Genomic DNA, 17437 nt, shown 5'->3' on the forward strand with positions numbered 1-17437 from the left:
TCAGGAGCTGATGGCGACCAGGCAGATGCGACAAGGAGGCGCTCCGCTAGGCCCTCGCTCGTGGAAAGAATGACGGACAGACGGGTCGAGTTCGCGAGTCGTCGGCCGTCACGGGTGTGGTCCGCGTAGCGATCTCCTGTGTTGAGAACGAACATGCGACAAGCGGCATGTGCGGTTAGGCAGCCCAGGGGCTTCGGGCGCAGAGGCCGCTGGTGGATCCGCAGGAAGCGGCGCACACTGAGTGGACCCTTTCGTGATTGCCGAAGCAGGGAGCCCGGATGTCGACCGACGACACCAGCCAGACGATGTCCGCCTACTTCACAGCTCTTGGTACGGGCAGCTTCCAGCAGTTCTTCACCGAGGACGTCACATGGACCACGATTCAGAGTGGCGCGGTAGTCCACGGTGCTGAGGCCGTGGAAGGGGCCATCAACGGCTTGCACGCTCGCATGCCCGATCTGAGCACCCGCCAACTGATGTCCGCCCAGGGCGTCGCCTACATCGAAGGAACATGCGCCGGCGCCGGCGACGGAGATCTCATCCCCTTCTGCGTTGCTTATGACCTGGCGGCCGATCGGATCGACGCGATGCGCGCCTATGGCGACATCGCGTCCTTCATGCCCCCGTCGCCGTAGCGAAGGGGTATCGGAAACAGGATGGCGCGGGACCGAACTGACTCTGCCCCGACCATCAGCAGTTTCTCGCGTCCGCTGAATGCAGGCGCCATCCCTTTTGGGACGTCCTGAGATCGGCACGACGCCCCGGCGGCAAAGTGTGACGATCGAAGCCGCCCTCAGTGCGGCAAATCTGGACGTTCAGTCCGGGCGCGGGCTGTACATGATGATCGAGACCCCGACCAGGCAGATGAGCGCACCGATGATGTCGTAACCGTCAGGTTTGAAGCCGTCGCCCACCATGCCCCACGCGAGTGATCCCGCGACGAAGACCCCTCCGTAGGCGGCGAGGATGCGGCCGAAGTTGGCGTCGGGCTGCAGCGTGGCGACGAAGCCGTAGACCCCGAGGGCGATGATGCCGGCACCTATCCAGGCCCATCCCCGACGCTCACGGACTCCCTGCCAGATCAGCCAGGCACCGCCGATCTCGGCGATCGCCGCGGCGACCAAGAGCACGATGCTGCGCAGGGTGTCCATGGACGCGGAAGGGTAGTCGGCTACCGCGGCGGGCCGTCGGTCACGTCCACCGGGCCGTCGGGAGAGCAGTGCTGAATGCGTTCGGTGCGGCGGCGTGCAAGCGTGAGCACCAGACCGGTGCCTGCGACAACCAATGGGAAGGCGAGCCCGGCGAAAGCGAAGGAGACGGCGGCGGCGGCAGCTCCTGCCAGGCCGAGCACACCGACGATCGGTGCGGGCGCAGCAGACGGCGCAGGCTGCTGCGCCCACGCCGTACAGGTGGCGGTCCTTGATGGCAGGCTTAACCGAGTGCTCGTTTCGGGTCGGGTGGTGATCTGGACGAACGGGATCGGGCAGCATTCCGATCCAGCGCAGGCGACGAGGTCGTCGCACCCGGCCTCACGCGCCGCGACCAAGCTGTCCCGGATGACCTCGAGGTCGGCGATCTTGCGCTCCACCTCTGCGAGCTTCGCCTCGGTCTTGGCCTGCAGTCCGCTGCCATGCCGGTGCCGACCGGCCTCGAGCAGCTCTGCGACCTCGTCGAGGGTGAAGCCGAGGTGCTGCGCTGCCTTGATGACGCGCAGTGTGGTGACGGTCTCCTCGCTGTACATCCGGTGCCCGCCGAGGGATCGGTCCGGTTCGGCGATGATGCCGCGTCGCACGTAATAGCGGAGGGTCTCGACGTTGACGCCCACCAGGTCCGGCTGTCCGGATCTCAGCACGGGATGCAAGTGACTGCCTGCGCACCCCTCTATTCATCGGGGAATGCTCGGCTCGCGGCAAATCCGGTTATTGCTTCCCGGGTCCGTGCTCGGCGGAGTCAGGGGATCTGCCGAGGGGCCGACTGGCTAGAACCACGACGGCCCGTGGTGCGTGTAGGGCGCTTCCAGCGTGGAGTTTTCGTCGTCGGTGAGGTGGACGTCAAGGGCCGCTACCGCTTCGGACAGGTGGTGAGGTTTGGTCGCGCCGACGATCGCAGCTGAGACGGCGGAGTTGTTGAGCACCCAAGCGAGAGCAACCTGCGCCATGCTGACGCCGCGAGCATCCGCCACCTTCTGGACTGCGGTGACGACGGGCTCGTCAAGTGGTGAGTCGAAGGCCTGAACGACGTGGTCCACGGTGGAGCGGTGGGACTGCTCGCCCCACGGTCGCGCGAGACGTCCCTTGCCCTGCGGCGAGTACGGGATCAGACCTACGCCCATGTCGGCGCACATGGCCATCAGCTCGGGCTCGTCGTGCCGCCTCAGCAGGTTGTACTGGTTCTGCATGGACACGAACGGGGTCCACCCGCCCAGGTGCGCTGCCTGCTGGAGCTTCGCGAACTGCCATCCGTACATGGAGGAGGCCCCGAGATAGCGGGCCTTGCCGGCCTGGACGACGTCGTGCAGGGCTTCCATCGTCTCCTCGACCGGAGTCTCCGGGTCGAAACGGTGGATCTGGTAGAGATCGATGTAGTCGGTCCCGAGCCGCGTCAGGGAGGCGTCGACCTGTTCGAGGATGGCCTTGCGGGACAGGCCCTGGCCGCCCGGGCCGTCGTGCATCTTCCCGTGGACCTTGGTGGCCAGCACGATGTCCTCGCGGCGCGCGTACCGCTTGATGGCGCGGCCGACGAGCGCCTCGGAGGTCCCGTGCTGGTAGACGTTGGCGGTGTCCCAGAAGGTGATGCCGAGGTCGACGGCTTGGCGGAAGAAGGGTTCGGCCGCGTCGTCGTCGAGGGCCCAGAGGTGCGCGGCGGCGGTGGTGGGGTCGCCGTAGCTCATGCAGCCGAGCGCGAGGCGACTCACTCGTAGTCCGGTGTTGCCCAGTCTTCTCTGCTCCATCGCTCCAGCCTAAGAGCAGGCGGCGGAGCGCGGGTTCCAGATAGTTCCAACCGTGGTGCGACAGACCTGCGTGTACGCAGCTTGGGCCACACTGCTCCAGCCAAGAACGTGGGAGCCTCACTGCCGCGTCCGCACATCGGCATGACACAGGAGGAGTGCTTCCGCGTTCCATCCGCGCACTGGGCTCGACCCAGCCCCAGTGGCGCACACTCGCCGGGCTCTCCGCGTCACGCAGGTCAGCACGTTTCAGCCATACGCCGGGTGCCGGCGGCCGCACCTCGGGCCTGTTCTCGACGCACACCCATGTGTCGGGTTGGAGGTCTGCGGCCGCGGGCGGTCTCGGCGTGTCCCCTCACATGGCCGAGACGGTGGGCCCGCTGCTCGCTCGCACGGTGCCGCTCGTGGCTGGCTGCGTGTGGTCGGCGGCGGCGGGGGGCATGTGAAAGGCCCACCTCAACGAGGGGTGAGGTGGGCCTTCGGTCGTGGAGTGGGTATGGGTCGTGCCACTGCTCGAATGCGTGACAGAAGGGGCTGATGTGGTCAAGCAGCCTGCCGTGTCGCCTTGAACGGGCCCTGCTCAGCGAGCCTCTGGGCGTCGCGTAGGCGGTAGAGCGGGCGGCGCGCACGGTCAATCCCGGCGGGCTTGAGCTGCTCGCGAGCGATCCATGTGCGGACTCGTTCGGGGGTGACCTTGAGGCCTACGCCGGTCAGGACGCGGGCGATGTCGGCGGCACCGAGGAGCTTGCTCTCGGCCTTCTTGAGGAGCTTCTGCCGGCGAGGCTCGACGTCGTAGTCGACGTTGCAGAGGCGGCAGTGGACGACTCTCGCGCCGGGCTTCGCGTAGAGCTCGTCGCCGCAGATGTCGCAGGGGCCGGCGTACACCCCGGGCTCGTGGGTGTCGCTGGCGGCAACGACCATGGCGGCGATGAGTTGGAGCTCGTCGGAGGCGTCGAGGGCCTCGTCGCCTGGTCGGTGAGCGAGCCAGTCGGTGGGTCGGCGAGGTAGCGCAGCAGGTCGGGCGTAGACGCCCTCTCGTCGGTCACTTGACGGGCTTACCGGGTGCAGGTTCGGGCACGAAGGGTATCTCGTCCATAGCGCCACCGCCTGGCTCAAGCAGAGAGGGCAGGCGGTGGCGCGCACGATGATCTCTCAGGAACTCCGGTCTCACAAGTGCTCTGTCGACGGTTTTTGCGGTGGCAGCGTCGGGCTTCATGCTTCCTCCTGGTGTGGGCGGCCGCAGCCGCACTGGTCGAACGGCAGATCGCCGAAGATGCACCGCGGGGTGCGGCCGTCCTTCGGCTTGTGGGTGTCGCCGATCGCCCCGAGGTGCTCGCGCCTTCGATCGGGGGCCTCGACACGGGGATGAGGGTGCCCCGTTTGCGGTGGATGAGGTCGGCCCAGGCACGCGCGGTCGCTTCGACGACCCAGCGGGCCTCGGCCGCGCCCTCGTTCATCACGCCGGCGGGCTCGTTCGAGATATGGTCCTCGATGCGGCCGCCGGCTTCGAAGGACCGGACGTGGATCGAGTACCACACGACCCATCACGACGGGTGCCCGCAGTCCCAGCCGCCGCCGCACCACGGGCCCTGGTAGACGCCGCGGGCGCTCGGCTTCGGCTTGATGACGCCGACGTTCGTGCGGGTACGCCGGCCGACCACATCGTCGAAGCGCCCGGTGTCGATGTACGCGGCCGCGGTGCGTAGCAGGGCCGCGAGGTCGCGCCGGCAGGCACGGCAGACCGCGCCGGTGTCGGCGATCGGCTTGTCGCAGCGGGGGCAGGGTCGGTCGAGCTTCACGCGCTCTCCTGCAATCGGCCACCTGCGCGGTCTGTGCTGGATAGGTTGGCGCAGCCGGCGTCACCGCTCGAGTGGGACGACCCTCCTACCTGAGCGGTGACTTTGTCCTCGGATGTCCCCCAAGTGTTCCGGGATGACACTGCCGGCAGGTCGGTGTCGTCGCTGGGCATGGTGGCGGCACCGACCGCTGCTTCGTCGACGTCATGCTGGCCGGACCATCCGGCGGCGTCGACGAGCCAGGTGTGGAACGTGACGATCGGCGGGTACGTGTCGAGCTCGGTGGTGTAGCCGAGGGTTTCGGAGTCGCGACGAGTCCGTCGTCGGCGGCGGCCGCTTCGACACGAGCGTCGAGGGGTACGCCGCGATGCTCGAGCACGTAGCGGCCTGGCCGGAGCGGGTGTGGGCCATCGAGGGCTGCGAGGGGATCGGCCGGCACATCTCCCACCGGCTCTTGGGCGGCGGTGAGGTCGTGGTGGACGTGCCGGCGAAGCCTTCAGCTCCAGCGCGGGTGTTCGCGACCGGGCAGGGGCGCAAGACCGACGGGACCGACGCGCACTCGGTCGCGCTGGTCGGGACCCGGATGGACGGGCAGCGCCCGATCGTGTCCGATGCGCAGCTCGAGGTGCTGCAGCTGCTGGTGGATCGGCGCCGCTCGATCGGGGACGAGCACACCCGCAAGATCAGCCAGCTGCACCGGATCCTGTTGGAAATGCTGCCTGGTGGCGCGAAGAAGCACCTCTCCGCCGCTCAGGCCAAGCCCATCCTGGCTGCGGTGCGACCGCGGGATGCCGTCGGCAAGACCCGCAAGCGCGTCGCCGCGGAGCTGGTCGCGGACCTGGAGCGGATGTACTCGCGGAAGAAGGCCGCCGACAAGGAGCTCAGGGAGCTCGTCGCCGCGACTGGCACCTCACTGCTGGGCCTGCACGGTGTCGGCCCGTCGGGTGCGGCACGGCTGCTCGTCGAGGTCGGGGACCTGGCCCGGTTCCCGGACCGCAACCACTCCGCCTCCTGGACCGGCACGGCCCCGATCGACGCGTCCTCCGGGGACCACGTCCGGCATCGGCTCTCCCGTGGCGGTAACCGGCAGATCAACCGGGTGCTGCACATCATGGCCACCGTGCAGCTGCGCACCCCGACCGAAGGGCGGGCCTGCTTCGACCGGAAGAAAGCCGCCGGCAAGACGTCGATGGAGGCGATGCGCTGCCTCAAACGCCGGCTGTCCGACCTCGTCTTCCGGACCATGCTCGGCGACTATGTGGCTGGGCGGGTGACGGACCCGGGAGGGCACCGGGGCAACGACTCTGACTCCAGCGCGACCGGCTCACAACCCCACACCGGCTCTTCGGACAAGCCACTTCCCGGACCCGTCAACACCCAGCCTAGAACGCTCATGTCCACGGCGTCTTGACACAGAAGGGAGCCATGTGCGGATGTTCGGTCCTCTCGTCCTGGCCGCTGCGCCGCGCGGCTATCGACGGGGATGCTGCGAGGCCGCGGTCGTGCGCCCGACGAGAATCAGTCGACGTGAGCGGACGCGAATTCCTCAACGCCCAGGGGGACGGGTGCAGGCGCCCCCGAGGTTCTCCTGGTGGAGCAGGGCCACGACGATGGATGCGACCAGGCTGAGGGCGACCGCCCAGCGATGCCTGCCGTCAGAGTGCCAAACACACACCGCGCGGTTGGACGTCCACTGCAACCGCGCGAACCCGCAGTCGTGAAAGAATGATTCCGTGACCGACCGAGGACCGGCTGACGGGTGGCGTACGGGTTGGCGGCACCTTGATTGGCTGAACCCACCCCCGCAGGTCTCCCGCGACCAGGACGACCTGCTGGTCACGGCGGCGGAGGGGAGCGACCTGTGGCGAACCACCTCCTACGGGTTCATCCACGACACAGGCCACGCCCTGCTCACGGACTTCCCCGACGGGACGGCCGCTGAGGTCAGGTTCATCGCTGACTTCTCGGCCCAGTTCGATCAGGCGGGCCTGCTGATCCGTGCCGACGCGGAGCAGTGGATCAAGGCCGGCGTCGAGTTGGCCGACGGCGTCCTGCAGTTAGGAGCAGTCGTCACGCGGGGTGTCTCGGACTGGTCGGTCGCCCCCGTGCCGGGGTGGTCGGGCCACGCCGTCGTCGTACGGGCAAGTCGTAAGGGCGACGCACTCACGGTCCGGGCCCGAAGCGGCGACGAAACCTGGCGGCTCGTGCGCGTAGCACCCTTACCGCCCGGGCCTCTACGCGTGGGACTTCTGTGCTGCGCGCCCACGCGCTCGGGCCTTGTCGTGCGGTTCACCGACCTGCGGCTCGTCGAGGCGGACCAGTCTCTCCACCCCTGAGCAGTCCGAAGAGTCGGCGACGAGAGCCCGCACATCGGCACGACCGACTGGTGGCAGAGGCGAACGTGTGACGGTGACTGGGCGGCAGACTGTCCTCGTGGCTGAGCTGGTTGCCGAATACACCGTTGATCGGGATCTGGTTGATCGAGTCGAGGCTGAAGGTGCGTGTCAGGCCGTCCTTGATGTCGTCCTTCCTCGGGTGGAGACAGCGTGGATCGACGCCATTTCAGATCAGAGAGATCTGCCTGCCGCGGCTCGCGCGACGCAGGCTGCGCTCGTGCATGTGGGCCTGCCGCAGGGGTGTGGAGACTCAGGCTTTGGAATCGAACTTGATGTTCGCCAACCCAAGCATGTGAGTCTGCTCCGCGCGTTCGCGTCGTGGTCCATCGGCGTCGAGCTTTACGACGCGTCGATGCGGTGGGTGGCGTACTTCTCGGACACGGGCTCCTCCCTTTCCTTCAATGTGACCGATGCTGAGGCGGCCGCAGTGCGAGCCTCGCTCGGGCGCCTTTCCATGATCCCGATCAGTGAGTTGAAGGCCAGGAGGCGCTGAACCGGTGGCCACACACCATCCGCGGCACTTGCGGACGTTCGCACACCGCATCTATGAACCGCGAGATGGCGTCTCGGTAGGCGCTGCGGCGTCCACCGTTAGGCGTAGCGGACCTTTGCATCCAGTGCCCGGCGGGCGTGGTCAAGCCAGCGCGGCTTCTACCTTGGCGATGACAGCCGTCTCGTTGGGTGAGGTGTCGTCGGCTGCAGACGCGGCGTCACGACAGCTTTGTAGGACCATGGCGCGGTAGCCGTCGACGAGCTGGGGAGCCTTTGCCCGCAACAGCGAGACCGCTTCGCCCAGTAGCGCCAAGGTACGGGCTTCGACGTCCGCGGGCGTACCCTTCGGCATCTCGGGGAACCCGCCCTTGCCGACCAGGGCGGCGACCTCTGGGGGTGAGCCCGCGATCGCCTTCGACGCGGCGAAGGACTCCTTGATGCTGTCGAACATCCCCTTCTCCGCGCGTGACACCCACGCGCTTGCCAGCATCGCGGCCGAGCGCAGGGTGCGGTGCTCGGCGTCGGTGAACCCGGTGGCGTCCTGGGTTTCGGCCGGTGGGGTTGGTGTGCTGCTCGCAGCGGCCGCGGGTGGCTCGAAGGGCTGCGTCGAGGGGGTGTCGGTCATCGTCGGCTCCTGTTTGGTGTGGTGGGGACGGAGGTCATCCACCCCTGATCCTGCCCGGTGAGCCGGCCGGGTGCCGTTGGTTCACGTCGCGAGTTCCCCGCGCCCCTTGGCGGCGCGGTCTGGAGTCGCGAACGTGGACGGTACGAACGTCGCCTCTGGAGTCGTCCGGACGACGGACGACGGCACAAGGACACTTTCCGGTGTCCCTGAGGAGTCCCGCCTGTTGGGCAGTCCCGTCGCAGAGTTCTTCGGTCGGCGGGCGAGACATGCTTGCACAGGGACCTGGACAGTCCTGAGGGCCGATGAGGTCCAGTCCATGCGCAACATGCGGCAGACACGGTTGAGCTACTCGATGTACCCGGAGGGGCCAACTTGGCGCAGGAAGTTGCGGATCGCGTCCTCGAGCTCGGCCTCGGTCTTGCGTTCTCCGTAGTAGGACGACGTCGCGAAGCCGTACCCGTCGTGGGGACCGGAAACCCATCGGATCTCGTAGACCCCGGGCTCGCTGATCCGTTCAGTTACTTCGAAGCGCTCCCCGTCGACCTCCACCGGCGTCATAGCTGAACGCTACCGATCCGCGGCATGACCGAGCGTCTGGTCCTCAGGGGGCACGGGTGGGCATGCCTCATGGCCGGAGGGTCGCCGCTTCCGGTACGTCTTGACCTTCGTTCATGACCGCGCGACCGGCCAAGGGAGCCGACAACGTCAGGGTGACCGGGAACTCCCTGCCCAAATCGTTGGAAACGCTGTCGCCGCCCCCGTCTTGGCCGCCCGCTGGCTCATCAACGTAGACGGGCACGGCAACCGACTGGGAGTCCTCGTCGGCAAGCTCAGCGCGTACTCCTGCGGACGGAGATGTCACGGGCGGCAGCGTGACCTGATTCGCCTCCGGTCCAAGTCGATAGGTCAGGCCGGCCACTGGTTCCGGACCGGAACATGAGCAGGACAGAAGGCCCAGCATTCCCACAGCGACCGAGGTAGCAACTCGCCGCGCCATCATGACGCCAGTATCCACGCGAGAGACCTTTCAGACTCAGCGACGGACTGTTGCCTCCGGGGGTTGCCGGGCCGCGACGCGGGGTCGTTAGCCGCCCTCAACGCGGCAATCCGGTAACATCCCGGGCTCACGGCTGAGCTTCTCCCGCTAGTGTCGCTCGCGTGTTGCCCATCGTCCGCAGTGCCACAGCCGACGACATCCCCGCGTGGTTAGCACTGGCTCGGGAAGTCGAGCCACTCTTCGGCCCGATGCCCGACACCGAGCAGGCCATCACAAGAGCTGTCGGGCGTGAGACTGCTCTCGTGACCGGACCGCACGGGGCGATCACTGGCGGGATCCTGCTAAGCCGCGACGACAAGCCGCACCGCATCCATTGGCTGGCAGTGGCTGACGCCGCCCGGGGCCGCGGGCTGGGCCGCGCACTCGTGCACACGGCAATGGAGCGGTGGCCTGACGGCGACATCGACGTGGTTACCTTCACCGCCGGATATCCGGGCGGAGTGGCTGCCAGGCGTTTGTACGAACGATGCGGAATGGAACTGGCCGGACCCGCGGACCCTGCGCTTAAGGGGGAACCCCGGGACCGCTACGTGTTGCGCCAGTAGCGGCATGACAGGACGCCCGGACGGACCAGTGCGTGGGTCTTGTGCAGCGCTCAGCGCCCGCTGGACTCTGGAATGTCTGAGTAGGTTTGTTAGCGCCTTGACCGCCGAGGTGCCCGTGCGTGCCTCGGGCTGAATAGCTGACGATGAGGTGGCTCATGGAGTACATGCCGCTAGGCCGGACAGGCGTCAACGTCTCCAGGATCTGCTTAGGTACCGCGACCTTCGGGGTGGCGCCGAATGAGCGCGACGCCGAGCGAGTGGTCCATGCCGCGCTGGACCTGGGCATCAACTTCTTCGACACCGCGAACGTCTATGGCCACATGCCCACCTTCGACCGGGCGGGCGCGCCACCCGCGTCCGAACGCCAACCGGCCGAGGTCATCCTCGGGCGAGCACTCGCCGGTCGCCGCGACGAGGTGGTGGTGGCGACGAAGTCGCGCGAAGTGGTGGGGCCGGGCGTGAACGACCATGGGCTGTCGCGCCGGCACATCATCCAGCAAGTCGAGAACAGCCTGGCCCGGCTGGGAACGGACTACATCGACCTGTACTACGCGCATGCCCCGGATGCCGATACGGCTCTGGAGCAGACGCTGTCGACGTATGACGACCTGGTACGCCAGGGCAAACTGCGGTACGTGGCGCTCTCCAACTACCCGGCTTGGCAGGTCACTCAAGCGTTGTGGATCGCCGATGACCGCCGCTTGCACGCCCCAGTCTGTGTCCAGGTGAAGTACAACCTCATCGACCGCGCTGCCGAGCGTGAGTTGGCTCCGGCATGCGTCGAGTTCGGCCTTTCCCTCGTCCCATACGCTCCCCTCCACGGCGGCCTGCTCGCAGGGATGGGCGTGCTGGATCGCGAAGTCCAAGGGGACATGCGGTTCTCGGGTCCTGGGTTCAGCGAAGCAGAGCTGGACGTGGGACGGGCCATCGAGAGGTGCAGCGAGGAGTGGGGTCTGCGGCCCCACCAGATTTCGCTCGCCTGGCTTCTGTCCCGCCCGGCGGTCGCCTCCGCCATCGTCGGTGCCGAGACAGTCGATGAGATCACGGCCAATGCCTCGGCCGCGGACGTTGTCCTCGAGAACGCCCAACTCGACGCCCTGACCGCTCTGACAGCTCTGAGCATCGACACCAGCAGCTGAAGTGACCGCCGGAATAGACGTGCTGACCAGCAGGGGTCCCGAGCCCGCTCATCGGGAGATCCGGACGATCACTAACCTGGGGGAGGGGCGCGACCTCGACACACCTGACACTGAGGGTTGCAGCCGAGGGACTCGGTTGAGTGACTAAGTGAGTGACAACCGCGGTGGAGATAGCGCCACAGACAGGGACTCACGTGGACTCACACGAGCACAAGCGACCTGCTCGTCCGCCCGGGCTTTCGCGTTGACACCGAAGAGGTCACTGGTTCAAACCCAGTATCGCCCACATCCAAAACGGCAGGTCAGACCCGGTTTCCGGGATGGCCTGCCGTTTCTGTGCCCGTCCTACAGCACAACGTCGGCGCCCGCTGACTGCGCATCCGTGACGGCGAGCCGGCCGTGACCTAGCGGACCCCTTGCTGCCCCGGGGGATGTGCTCGGGCCGCTACTGCGTCCATCCTTGGAAGAGGAGGGCGTATGCGCGTGATGGACGCGGACTTCGCCGGCTACGTGCGGGCACGGCAGCTGGGGCTGCTCCGCGGCGCCTGGCTCGTGACCGGTGACGTCCGTTGCGCCGAGCAGCTCGTGCTGGGCGTGCTCACGAGTCTCGCCGGCCGCTGGCGGCACCTCCCCGACGCGTCGCCTGAGGCGTTCGTACGCGCCCGCATCCACCGGGACGCCATGGCCGCGGCCGCAGGTATCGCCCCGGCCGACCGGCACTCGCTCGGCGTTCCTCCCCTCGCCCTGCTCCCGCCACGGGAGCGCGCCGTGCTCGTGCTGCGCTTCGGGGAGAACCGGTCGGTGGACGAGACCGCCGAGGCGTTGGGGATTGCCCGGCACCGGGCCCGGGAGGCGGAGTGGGGCGGCCGGCACGCCCTAGCTCGGTCGGACGGGGCGCCGCCGACCGGGGGGGAGATCCGAGCGCTGCTGGAGGAGGCCAGCGCGGGCGTTCTGGAGGTCGACCTCGCGGATCGCGCTTGGCAGCAGGCGCTCCTTCAGCGGTCGGCGACGCGGCGCCGCGTGCTTTCGGCGCTCGTCGTCGCGGCCGTCTGGGCGGCAGGCGTGTGGGCCGAGGGTCGAGGACAAGCGATCATCCGCACCGCCGGGGCGACCGGGTTCCCCGGGGTGACCCGGCTCGCACTCCCCACGACGGCCGACCTGACGCCGGTGCCGCAGGCGGCCGGGGCGGTCTGGCACACGACCGCGGACGGCCCGAAGTACGTCGTCGCGCCCGAGGCCGGCACGGAGGCGAGCCAGCCGCTGCTCGCGACCGGCCTGACGCCCATCATCGACCCCAACCGTCCCCACGAGCTCGCGAGCAGCCATCGACCCAGCGGGCTGAAGGCGCTCGGTGACGCGGTCTACCTCGAGGAGCGCTCCCCGGGTCAGTGGGTTCCCGTGGTCGTATGGGGTGACGGCGGGCTCTTCACCCTCGACACCGTTGCCCTCGTCGGCCTGCGGACCGGACCCGGCATCGGCGGCCCGCCGCTGGACGTGTGGGCGTTCTCCGGTGACAAGACGAGCCTCGCGTTCCCCCAGCCGGGGAGGGTCGTCGTGGTCGACGTCGGCACCCGTACGGCGCACGACGTCGCGATCCCGTCGCCCGACCTGCAGTGGGCCGGGTGGCTGGGCGGCTACGTCCGGGCCGGTTCGGCAACCGGCACATGGTCGCCAGGACTGTCCCCACGGTGGCCCGCATCGGACCCACCCCGCAGCCCCGGCACGCGAGAGTTCCGGGTCGAGAACGGCCAGACCGTCCTGGACCAGCACTTGCCCAACCCGTCCGCACGGCCCGTCCCCGTTGACTGGCCGCATACGCGCCCTTTGGGTGGGACCGTGTCCAACGCGGCACAGTACGCGTCCGCCTTCGCGCTCGGCCCGGGACAGGACCGCCACCTGCAGGCGGCCGCGCCCCGCACCGTCATCGTCGCCACCAACCGGATGGGCTACGAGCGGATGCTCGTGTTCGGCGAGGAGCAGCCCCGCGACCCCGGCTGCTGCACGGTGCTGGGATGGTCGGTCCGCGGTGAGGTGCTCTACCTCTCCGTCGCGACAAGCGGCACGTGGATCATGGCTTGGAACCCGGAGAGCGGGATCGTCTCCCGAGTCTCCCGCTTCCTCACCTCGGCGACCGTGCCACCGGTCATCGCGCTCGGGGCGCGCTTCACCGTCGGCTAGAAGGAGGCTCAGGAACCGCTCGGGACGACCGAGAGCAGGCCGCCCCATTCGAAGAGATGCCGGTCAGGGCATGAGTGCGCATCCCTCTGGTCGCGGGAGGCTGGGTCTGGCCGATGTCCGGGAACCCGGCCGGCGTCATGGGCGTCACGTCGCTGGCAGAGTCGGACCCGGAGTCCGACGCCCTGATCAGGTGGCAGGCTCTCAGGGCAGCGGACCCTTGGGCCCGTGGTCCTTCTGGAACTGCACGGCCCGCTCGACAGGGTCCTCCGCGTTCTCCTGGCGCGAGTCGGCGGCGCCGGCGTCGGTAGACCCCGAAACCGCCGAGGTGACCTTGTCGGTCGCCGTCCGGGCGGCATCGGCCACCTTGTCCGCCACGACCGGCGCCTGCTCGCGCACGAGCTGGGCACCCTGGTGCGCCTTCGCCTGCACGCGGGGGTCGTCCTTCAACTGGCCGATGGCGCGCATGAACTGCTCGTAGGGCTCCCGACCGGCCCGCGAGCCGAGCAGGAATCCAACCGCGCCGGCGGTGACGATGAGCAGTCTCTTCATGGGGTGCCTCCGTGTGTCGGGTTCGGTCGCCCTAGGCCGGGCGCCGACGATCTCCCTCAGCCATACCCACCGCCGCCCCGTTCGGCATCAACGCCCGGACGGGTCACGGCCCCGTTCCGGCTGGCCGGTTCGGCTCTCGTTGGTGGGCGCATGAGCACCGAGAAGAAACGATCTGCGCCCCTTGGGGCAGCAGAAGAAGGGGGCCCTCCCTGCGTTTGACAAAGCGCACTCATCGGCACGACCGCCCGGCGGCATGGTCTGACGCCCGTCCTCAACGATCCAGATCAGGAAGGTCAATAACCTGGGGAGGGGTGCGACGTCGAGGACACACCTGACACCCGAGGTTCAAACCCAGTATCGCCCACCAGGACGAGACAGCCCCTGACCAGCGGAGACGCCGGTCAGGGGCTGTTGTGTCGTGCGGGTCCGGTCGCGCAGGTCTCGGGCGCGGTGACTGCGTGAGTGACTGTCGCTCCAAACCGCAGACGTGGCGCTCCCAGGTGGTCGGTAACGGCTTCTGGCCGAAGATGCGGCCCATCGCTTCGGCGCCTTCCGTGATGACCGGCCGGAGCTGCTTGCGATAGACCCCTTCGTGACCACCACCGTGCGGCGAGGTCCGCGAGCCGGACGCTCCACTCCAGTCGATCGCGTTCAACCGAGAGTGGCGCGGATCGGACGACCGGGAAAGGCGTCGACGTCCAAGGTGCCGTCGCGAACCACGAAGGTCCCGTCGACCAGCAGGTGGCGCACGCCCACGGAAGGCCGCGTCGGGTCGACGTAGGTCGCGCTGTCGCTGATGGTGGCAGGATCGATGACCACCAGGTCGGCATCCGCGCCGACACCGAGCCAGCCCTTGGTCCGTGCGGCGGGAGCGAAGCCGGCGACCACCTGCGCGGGCAGGTAGGAGCAGCGCCGGAAGGCCTCCGCCCACGACCATGCGCCGGTCTCGACGACCATCCGCCGAAGCGAGCGGGAGAACGTCCCGGCGGTACGCGGGTGCGTCTGCCCTCCCTCGGGGAGCGGCCACTCGCGGCTGTCGGTCGAACCGTCCGGCCACTCCACGTGCATGGCATCGCTGGCGACGATCGAGTCCGGGAAAGCGAGCGCCCGCTGGAGGAGCGCCGCGTCCTCGGGCCGCTCCTCGTCGAGGAAGGAGACGACGCAGACGGCGCCGGGATCGGTCGCGCGCACCTCGGCCAGCCGGGCGACCGAGGCGATCCGCTCGCCGGTCGCGACGAGCCTGAGCGACGACGGCTGCAGACCCCACGCGTCGAGACGTTCCGGGGCGAGGAAGTAGGCGCCGATCGCGGTGCTGCCGGCGCCGTACGGGTAGGCCTCGACGGTCACCTGAGATCCATTGCTCCGCGCAGAGCCGAGCAGGTCCAGCACCCGGTCGACGTGACGGCGGGAGGTGCTGTTGACGTGGCAGTGATGCATCGACGCACCGGTCTCCGCGGCAGCCCGGACGATCTCGTGCGAACCGTCGATCGGCGTGGTCGGGTCAGCCTCGATGATCTCGCGTACGTGGGTGAAGGTCGCGGTGCCGGTCCGCGCCGCGAGGCGGGCGACGTCCAGGAACTCGTCGGGGTCGGTCCGCGGGGCATAGCCCATCAGGACCCCGATGCCGAGCGCTCCGGCCTCGAGCTCGGACTCGAGCAGGCGCAGCCAGGTGGCGCGTTCGGACGGCGAGGACGAGCGCTGCCACGCCGGGTCGCCCAGCATCATGAGCGACGTGTGGAGGTCCGCCGCCGGCGTCGCCCCCAGGTGCACCGCGGCGCGTGCGTCGCCCCAGGAGGCCGAGAAGCCGTAGTGCAGGAGCCGTCCGTCGGCGGCCGCACGTGCGTAGGCCTTCTCGACCGGCATCAGCCCCGCCTCGAGGTCGAGCGTCGCCGTGACGCCGTCGAGCGCCTGCAGCCGCTGCCCCGCGATGGAGTGGACGTGACTGTGCAGGTCCACGAAGCCTGGTCCGACCACGAGGCCGGTCACGTCGACGACGGTTGCCCCCTCGGTCGCGAGGGACGGAGCGACAGCAACCACCGAGCCGCCGTCCACCGCCACGTCGGCTACTTGTTCGGTCCCGGAGCGCGGGTCGATCACGCGCCCGCCGCGGAGAATCAGCACACCTTCAGCAAACACCCACGTCGGCGCGCCATCATTGGCGAATCGCACAAACTCGCCTAGCCGCTGCTGTCCGATTGGCTGAACACTCTCCTTGGCGAACCGCTTACGGTGGCCGCTATGTCAACACTGGACAGCCCGCTGGGCAACGCCGTACCGCAGGCCGCCGCCACCTGGCTCGTGGAGAACTTCGCGCGCCTCGTCGAGGAGCACGGGGTACCCGGAGCGACGGTCGCCGTGCTGGCGGGGGGCGAGGTCGCCACCGCCGCCGGCGGCGTCACGAGCCTCGCCACACAGGTGCCGGTCGACTCCGAGACCGTCTTCCAGATCGGCTCCATCACGAAGATCTGGACCGCCACCCTCGTCCTGCAGCTCGTCGACGACGGGCTGCTCGACCTCGACCAGCCGCTGCTCGACTACCTGCCCGAGCTGGTCATCGGCGACGTGGAGGCGGCCAAGGCACTCACCACGCGCCACCTGCTGACGCACACCGCCGGCTTCGAGGGCGACATCTTCACCGACACCGGCCGCGGCGAGGATGCCATCGAGAAGTACGTCGCCACCCTCACCGACCTCCCCCAGCTCTTCGCGCCGGGAGAGACCTTCTCTTACAACAACACCGGGTTCGTCGTGCTCGGCCGCCTCATCGAGGTCCTCCGGGGCAAGTCGTACGACGACGTGCTCCTCGAGCGGATCGCGGCGCCCCTCGGTCTCCAGCGCGTCAGCCCCAGCCCGTACGAGGCGATCCGGCACCGCGCCGCCATCGGCCACGTCGCCGGTGAGGACGGGGAGCTGGAGCCGGCGAGCACCTGGGCGCTGGCGCGCTCGAACGCTCCCGCGGGGTCGATGCTGGCGATGACCCCCACCGACCTTCTTGGCTTCGTGCGGATGCACCTGGATCGCGGCGTCGCGCCCGACGGCACCCGCGTGCTCAGTGCCGAGTCGGTGCAGGCGATGCAGACCCGCGAGATCGACCTGCCTCGCCTCGCGGGGATGGGCGACGCCTGGGGTCTCGGCTGGGAGCTGTTCGACGCACCGCAGGGCACCGTTGTCGCCCACGACGGCGGCACCATCGGCCAGGCAGCCTTCCTGCGGGTGGTCCCCGAGGCGGGCGTCGCCATCGCGATGCTCACCAACGGCGGCGACGTCTTCGGTCTCTTCAACGACGTGGTCGCCACGCTGCTCATCCGGCTCACCGGCATCGAGCTGCCGGCCCGACCGACCCCCCCGGCGGACCCGCGGCAGGTGGACGTCAGCCGCTACCTGGGTCGCTACGCCGACACCATCTACGACATCACCGTCAGCCAGGACCCGGACGGCCGGGTCTGGCTCGACCGCCAGCCCAAGGACATCCACGCCGAGATCGGTGAGAAGCCGATCCGCTTCGAGCTCGTGCACCTCGTCGACGACAGCCTCATCACCGTCGAGGACTATCGCGGCATCCACGTCGTCTTCGCCTTCATCGGCTCGGTGTCGAGCGCCTCGGGCGCCGACCAGGCGAAGTACGTCCACTACGGCCGTGTGGTCGCACGCGTCGAGTGACGCCGCACCGTTCGAACCAGCCCAACCCATCCGCACGTCACAGCCCAACCCGA

The 17437-nt window shown here is 68.8% G+C and carries 16 protein-coding genes and 1 pseudogene; 8 read left to right on the forward strand and 9 right to left on the reverse strand.

Translation table 11 applies throughout. From position 1 onward, the window contains the following. Positions 1 to 278 precede the first annotated feature (278 nt). Complete coding sequence (locus tag ASG96_RS12350) at positions 279 to 635, forward strand: nuclear transport factor 2 family protein (protein ID WP_057588079.1); 357 nt, start codon at positions 279 to 281, stop codon at positions 633 to 635. A gap of 180 nt (positions 636 to 815) precedes the next feature. Here ASG96_RS12350 and ASG96_RS12355 read toward each other — a convergent pair whose 3' ends face one another. The 5 genes from ASG96_RS12355 to ASG96_RS12375 all read right to left on the reverse strand — a co-directional run bounded on the left by ASG96_RS12355 (position 816) and on the right by ASG96_RS12375 (position 4746). Next, the gene (locus ASG96_RS12355) at positions 816 to 1151 is read right to left on the reverse strand and encodes a YnfA family protein (protein ID WP_057588080.1); all 336 of its coding nucleotides are present in this window, start codon (positions 1149 to 1151) and stop codon (positions 816 to 818) included. Between the two features lie 20 nt (positions 1152 to 1171). Continuing rightward, a complete protein-coding gene (locus ASG96_RS23800) occupies positions 1172 to 1825 on the reverse strand; it encodes a MerR family DNA-binding protein (protein ID WP_235509151.1) in 654 nt (217 codons plus the stop codon). A gap of 153 nt (positions 1826 to 1978) precedes the next feature. After that, positions 1979 to 2950, reverse strand: a complete 972-nt coding sequence (locus tag ASG96_RS12365; RefSeq protein ID WP_057588081.1) for an aldo/keto reductase — start codon at positions 2948 to 2950, stop codon at positions 1979 to 1981. A 540-nt stretch (positions 2951 to 3490) separates the two neighbouring features. Then, positions 3491 to 3868: a hypothetical protein gene (locus tag ASG96_RS12370; RefSeq protein WP_057588082.1), complete on the reverse strand. Its 378-nt coding sequence runs from the start codon at positions 3866 to 3868 to the stop codon at positions 3491 to 3493. 623 nt (positions 3869 to 4491) lie between these two features. Continuing rightward, positions 4492 to 4746, reverse strand: a complete 255-nt coding sequence (locus tag ASG96_RS12375) for a hypothetical protein (protein ID WP_056757826.1) — start codon at positions 4744 to 4746, stop codon at positions 4492 to 4494. Between the two features lie 319 nt (positions 4747 to 5065). Here ASG96_RS12375 and ASG96_RS12380 point away from each other — a divergent pair. The 3 genes and pseudogenes from ASG96_RS12380 to ASG96_RS23255 all read left to right on the forward strand — a co-directional run. After that, positions 5066 to 6154 (forward strand): annotated as a pseudogene (locus tag ASG96_RS12380) (IS110 family transposase); the annotation flags it as partial. A 322-nt stretch (positions 6155 to 6476) separates the two neighbouring features. Continuing rightward, positions 6477 to 7079 (forward strand): DUF1349 domain-containing protein, encoded by a 603-nt coding sequence (locus ASG96_RS12385; protein WP_082591753.1) that lies wholly within the window; start codon positions 6477 to 6479, stop codon positions 7077 to 7079. 97 nt (positions 7080 to 7176) lie between these two features. Continuing rightward, on the forward strand, positions 7177 to 7632 hold the full coding sequence (locus tag ASG96_RS23255; protein ID WP_157610814.1) for a hypothetical protein: 456 nt from the start codon (positions 7177 to 7179) through the stop codon (positions 7630 to 7632). Positions 7633 to 7773: 141 nt separating this feature from the next. Here ASG96_RS23255 and ASG96_RS12400 read toward each other — a convergent pair whose 3' ends face one another. Together ASG96_RS12400 and ASG96_RS12405 are read right to left on the reverse strand one after the other, a co-directional pair. Next, positions 7774 to 8256, reverse strand: coding sequence for a hypothetical protein (locus tag ASG96_RS12400; protein WP_157610816.1), 483 nt, complete (start codon positions 8254 to 8256; stop codon positions 7774 to 7776). Positions 8257 to 8601: 345 nt separating this feature from the next. Continuing rightward, the gene (locus ASG96_RS12405) at positions 8602 to 8814 is read right to left on the reverse strand and encodes a hypothetical protein (protein ID WP_056757811.1); all 213 of its coding nucleotides are present in this window, start codon (positions 8812 to 8814) and stop codon (positions 8602 to 8604) included. A 600-nt stretch (positions 8815 to 9414) separates the two neighbouring features. Here ASG96_RS12405 and ASG96_RS12410 point away from each other — a divergent pair. From ASG96_RS12410 to ASG96_RS12420, 3 genes are all read left to right on the forward strand, one after another. Then, positions 9415 to 9858 (forward strand): GNAT family N-acetyltransferase, encoded by a 444-nt coding sequence (locus tag ASG96_RS12410; RefSeq protein WP_057588086.1) that lies wholly within the window; start codon positions 9415 to 9417, stop codon positions 9856 to 9858. A 155-nt stretch (positions 9859 to 10013) separates the two neighbouring features. Continuing rightward, on the forward strand, positions 10014 to 10997 hold the full coding sequence (locus tag ASG96_RS12415; protein WP_057588425.1) for an aldo/keto reductase: 984 nt from the start codon (positions 10014 to 10016) through the stop codon (positions 10995 to 10997). A gap of 477 nt (positions 10998 to 11474) precedes the next feature. Then, on the forward strand, positions 11475 to 13175 hold the full coding sequence (locus ASG96_RS12420; RefSeq protein WP_057588087.1) for a sigma factor-like helix-turn-helix DNA-binding protein: 1701 nt from the start codon (positions 11475 to 11477) through the stop codon (positions 13173 to 13175). A 201-nt stretch (positions 13176 to 13376) separates the two neighbouring features. On the opposite strand, the gene ASG96_RS12425 is transcribed toward ASG96_RS12420, so the two are convergent. After that, on the reverse strand, positions 13377 to 13724 hold the full coding sequence (locus ASG96_RS12425) for a hypothetical protein (protein WP_057588088.1): 348 nt from the start codon (positions 13722 to 13724) through the stop codon (positions 13377 to 13379). Positions 13725 to 14375: 651 nt separating this feature from the next. After that, positions 14376 to 15893 carry an amidohydrolase family protein gene (locus tag ASG96_RS12430; RefSeq protein ID WP_369813587.1) on the reverse strand — a complete coding sequence of 506 codons (1518 nt, stop codon included), beginning with the start codon at positions 15891 to 15893 and terminating at the stop codon, positions 14376 to 14378. A 69-nt stretch (positions 15894 to 15962) separates the two neighbouring features. Here ASG96_RS12430 and ASG96_RS12435 point away from each other — a divergent pair, with 69 nt between their 5' ends. Next, positions 15963 to 17384 carry a serine hydrolase gene (locus ASG96_RS12435; RefSeq protein WP_056757800.1) on the forward strand — a complete coding sequence of 474 codons (1422 nt, stop codon included), beginning with the start codon at positions 15963 to 15965 and terminating at the stop codon, positions 17382 to 17384. The last annotated feature ends 53 nt before the right edge of the window (positions 17385 to 17437 follow it).

The sequence above is a fragment of the Terrabacter sp. Soil810 genome (assembly GCF_001429645.1).
Lineage (GTDB): Bacteria > Actinomycetota > Actinomycetes > Actinomycetales > Dermatophilaceae > Terrabacter.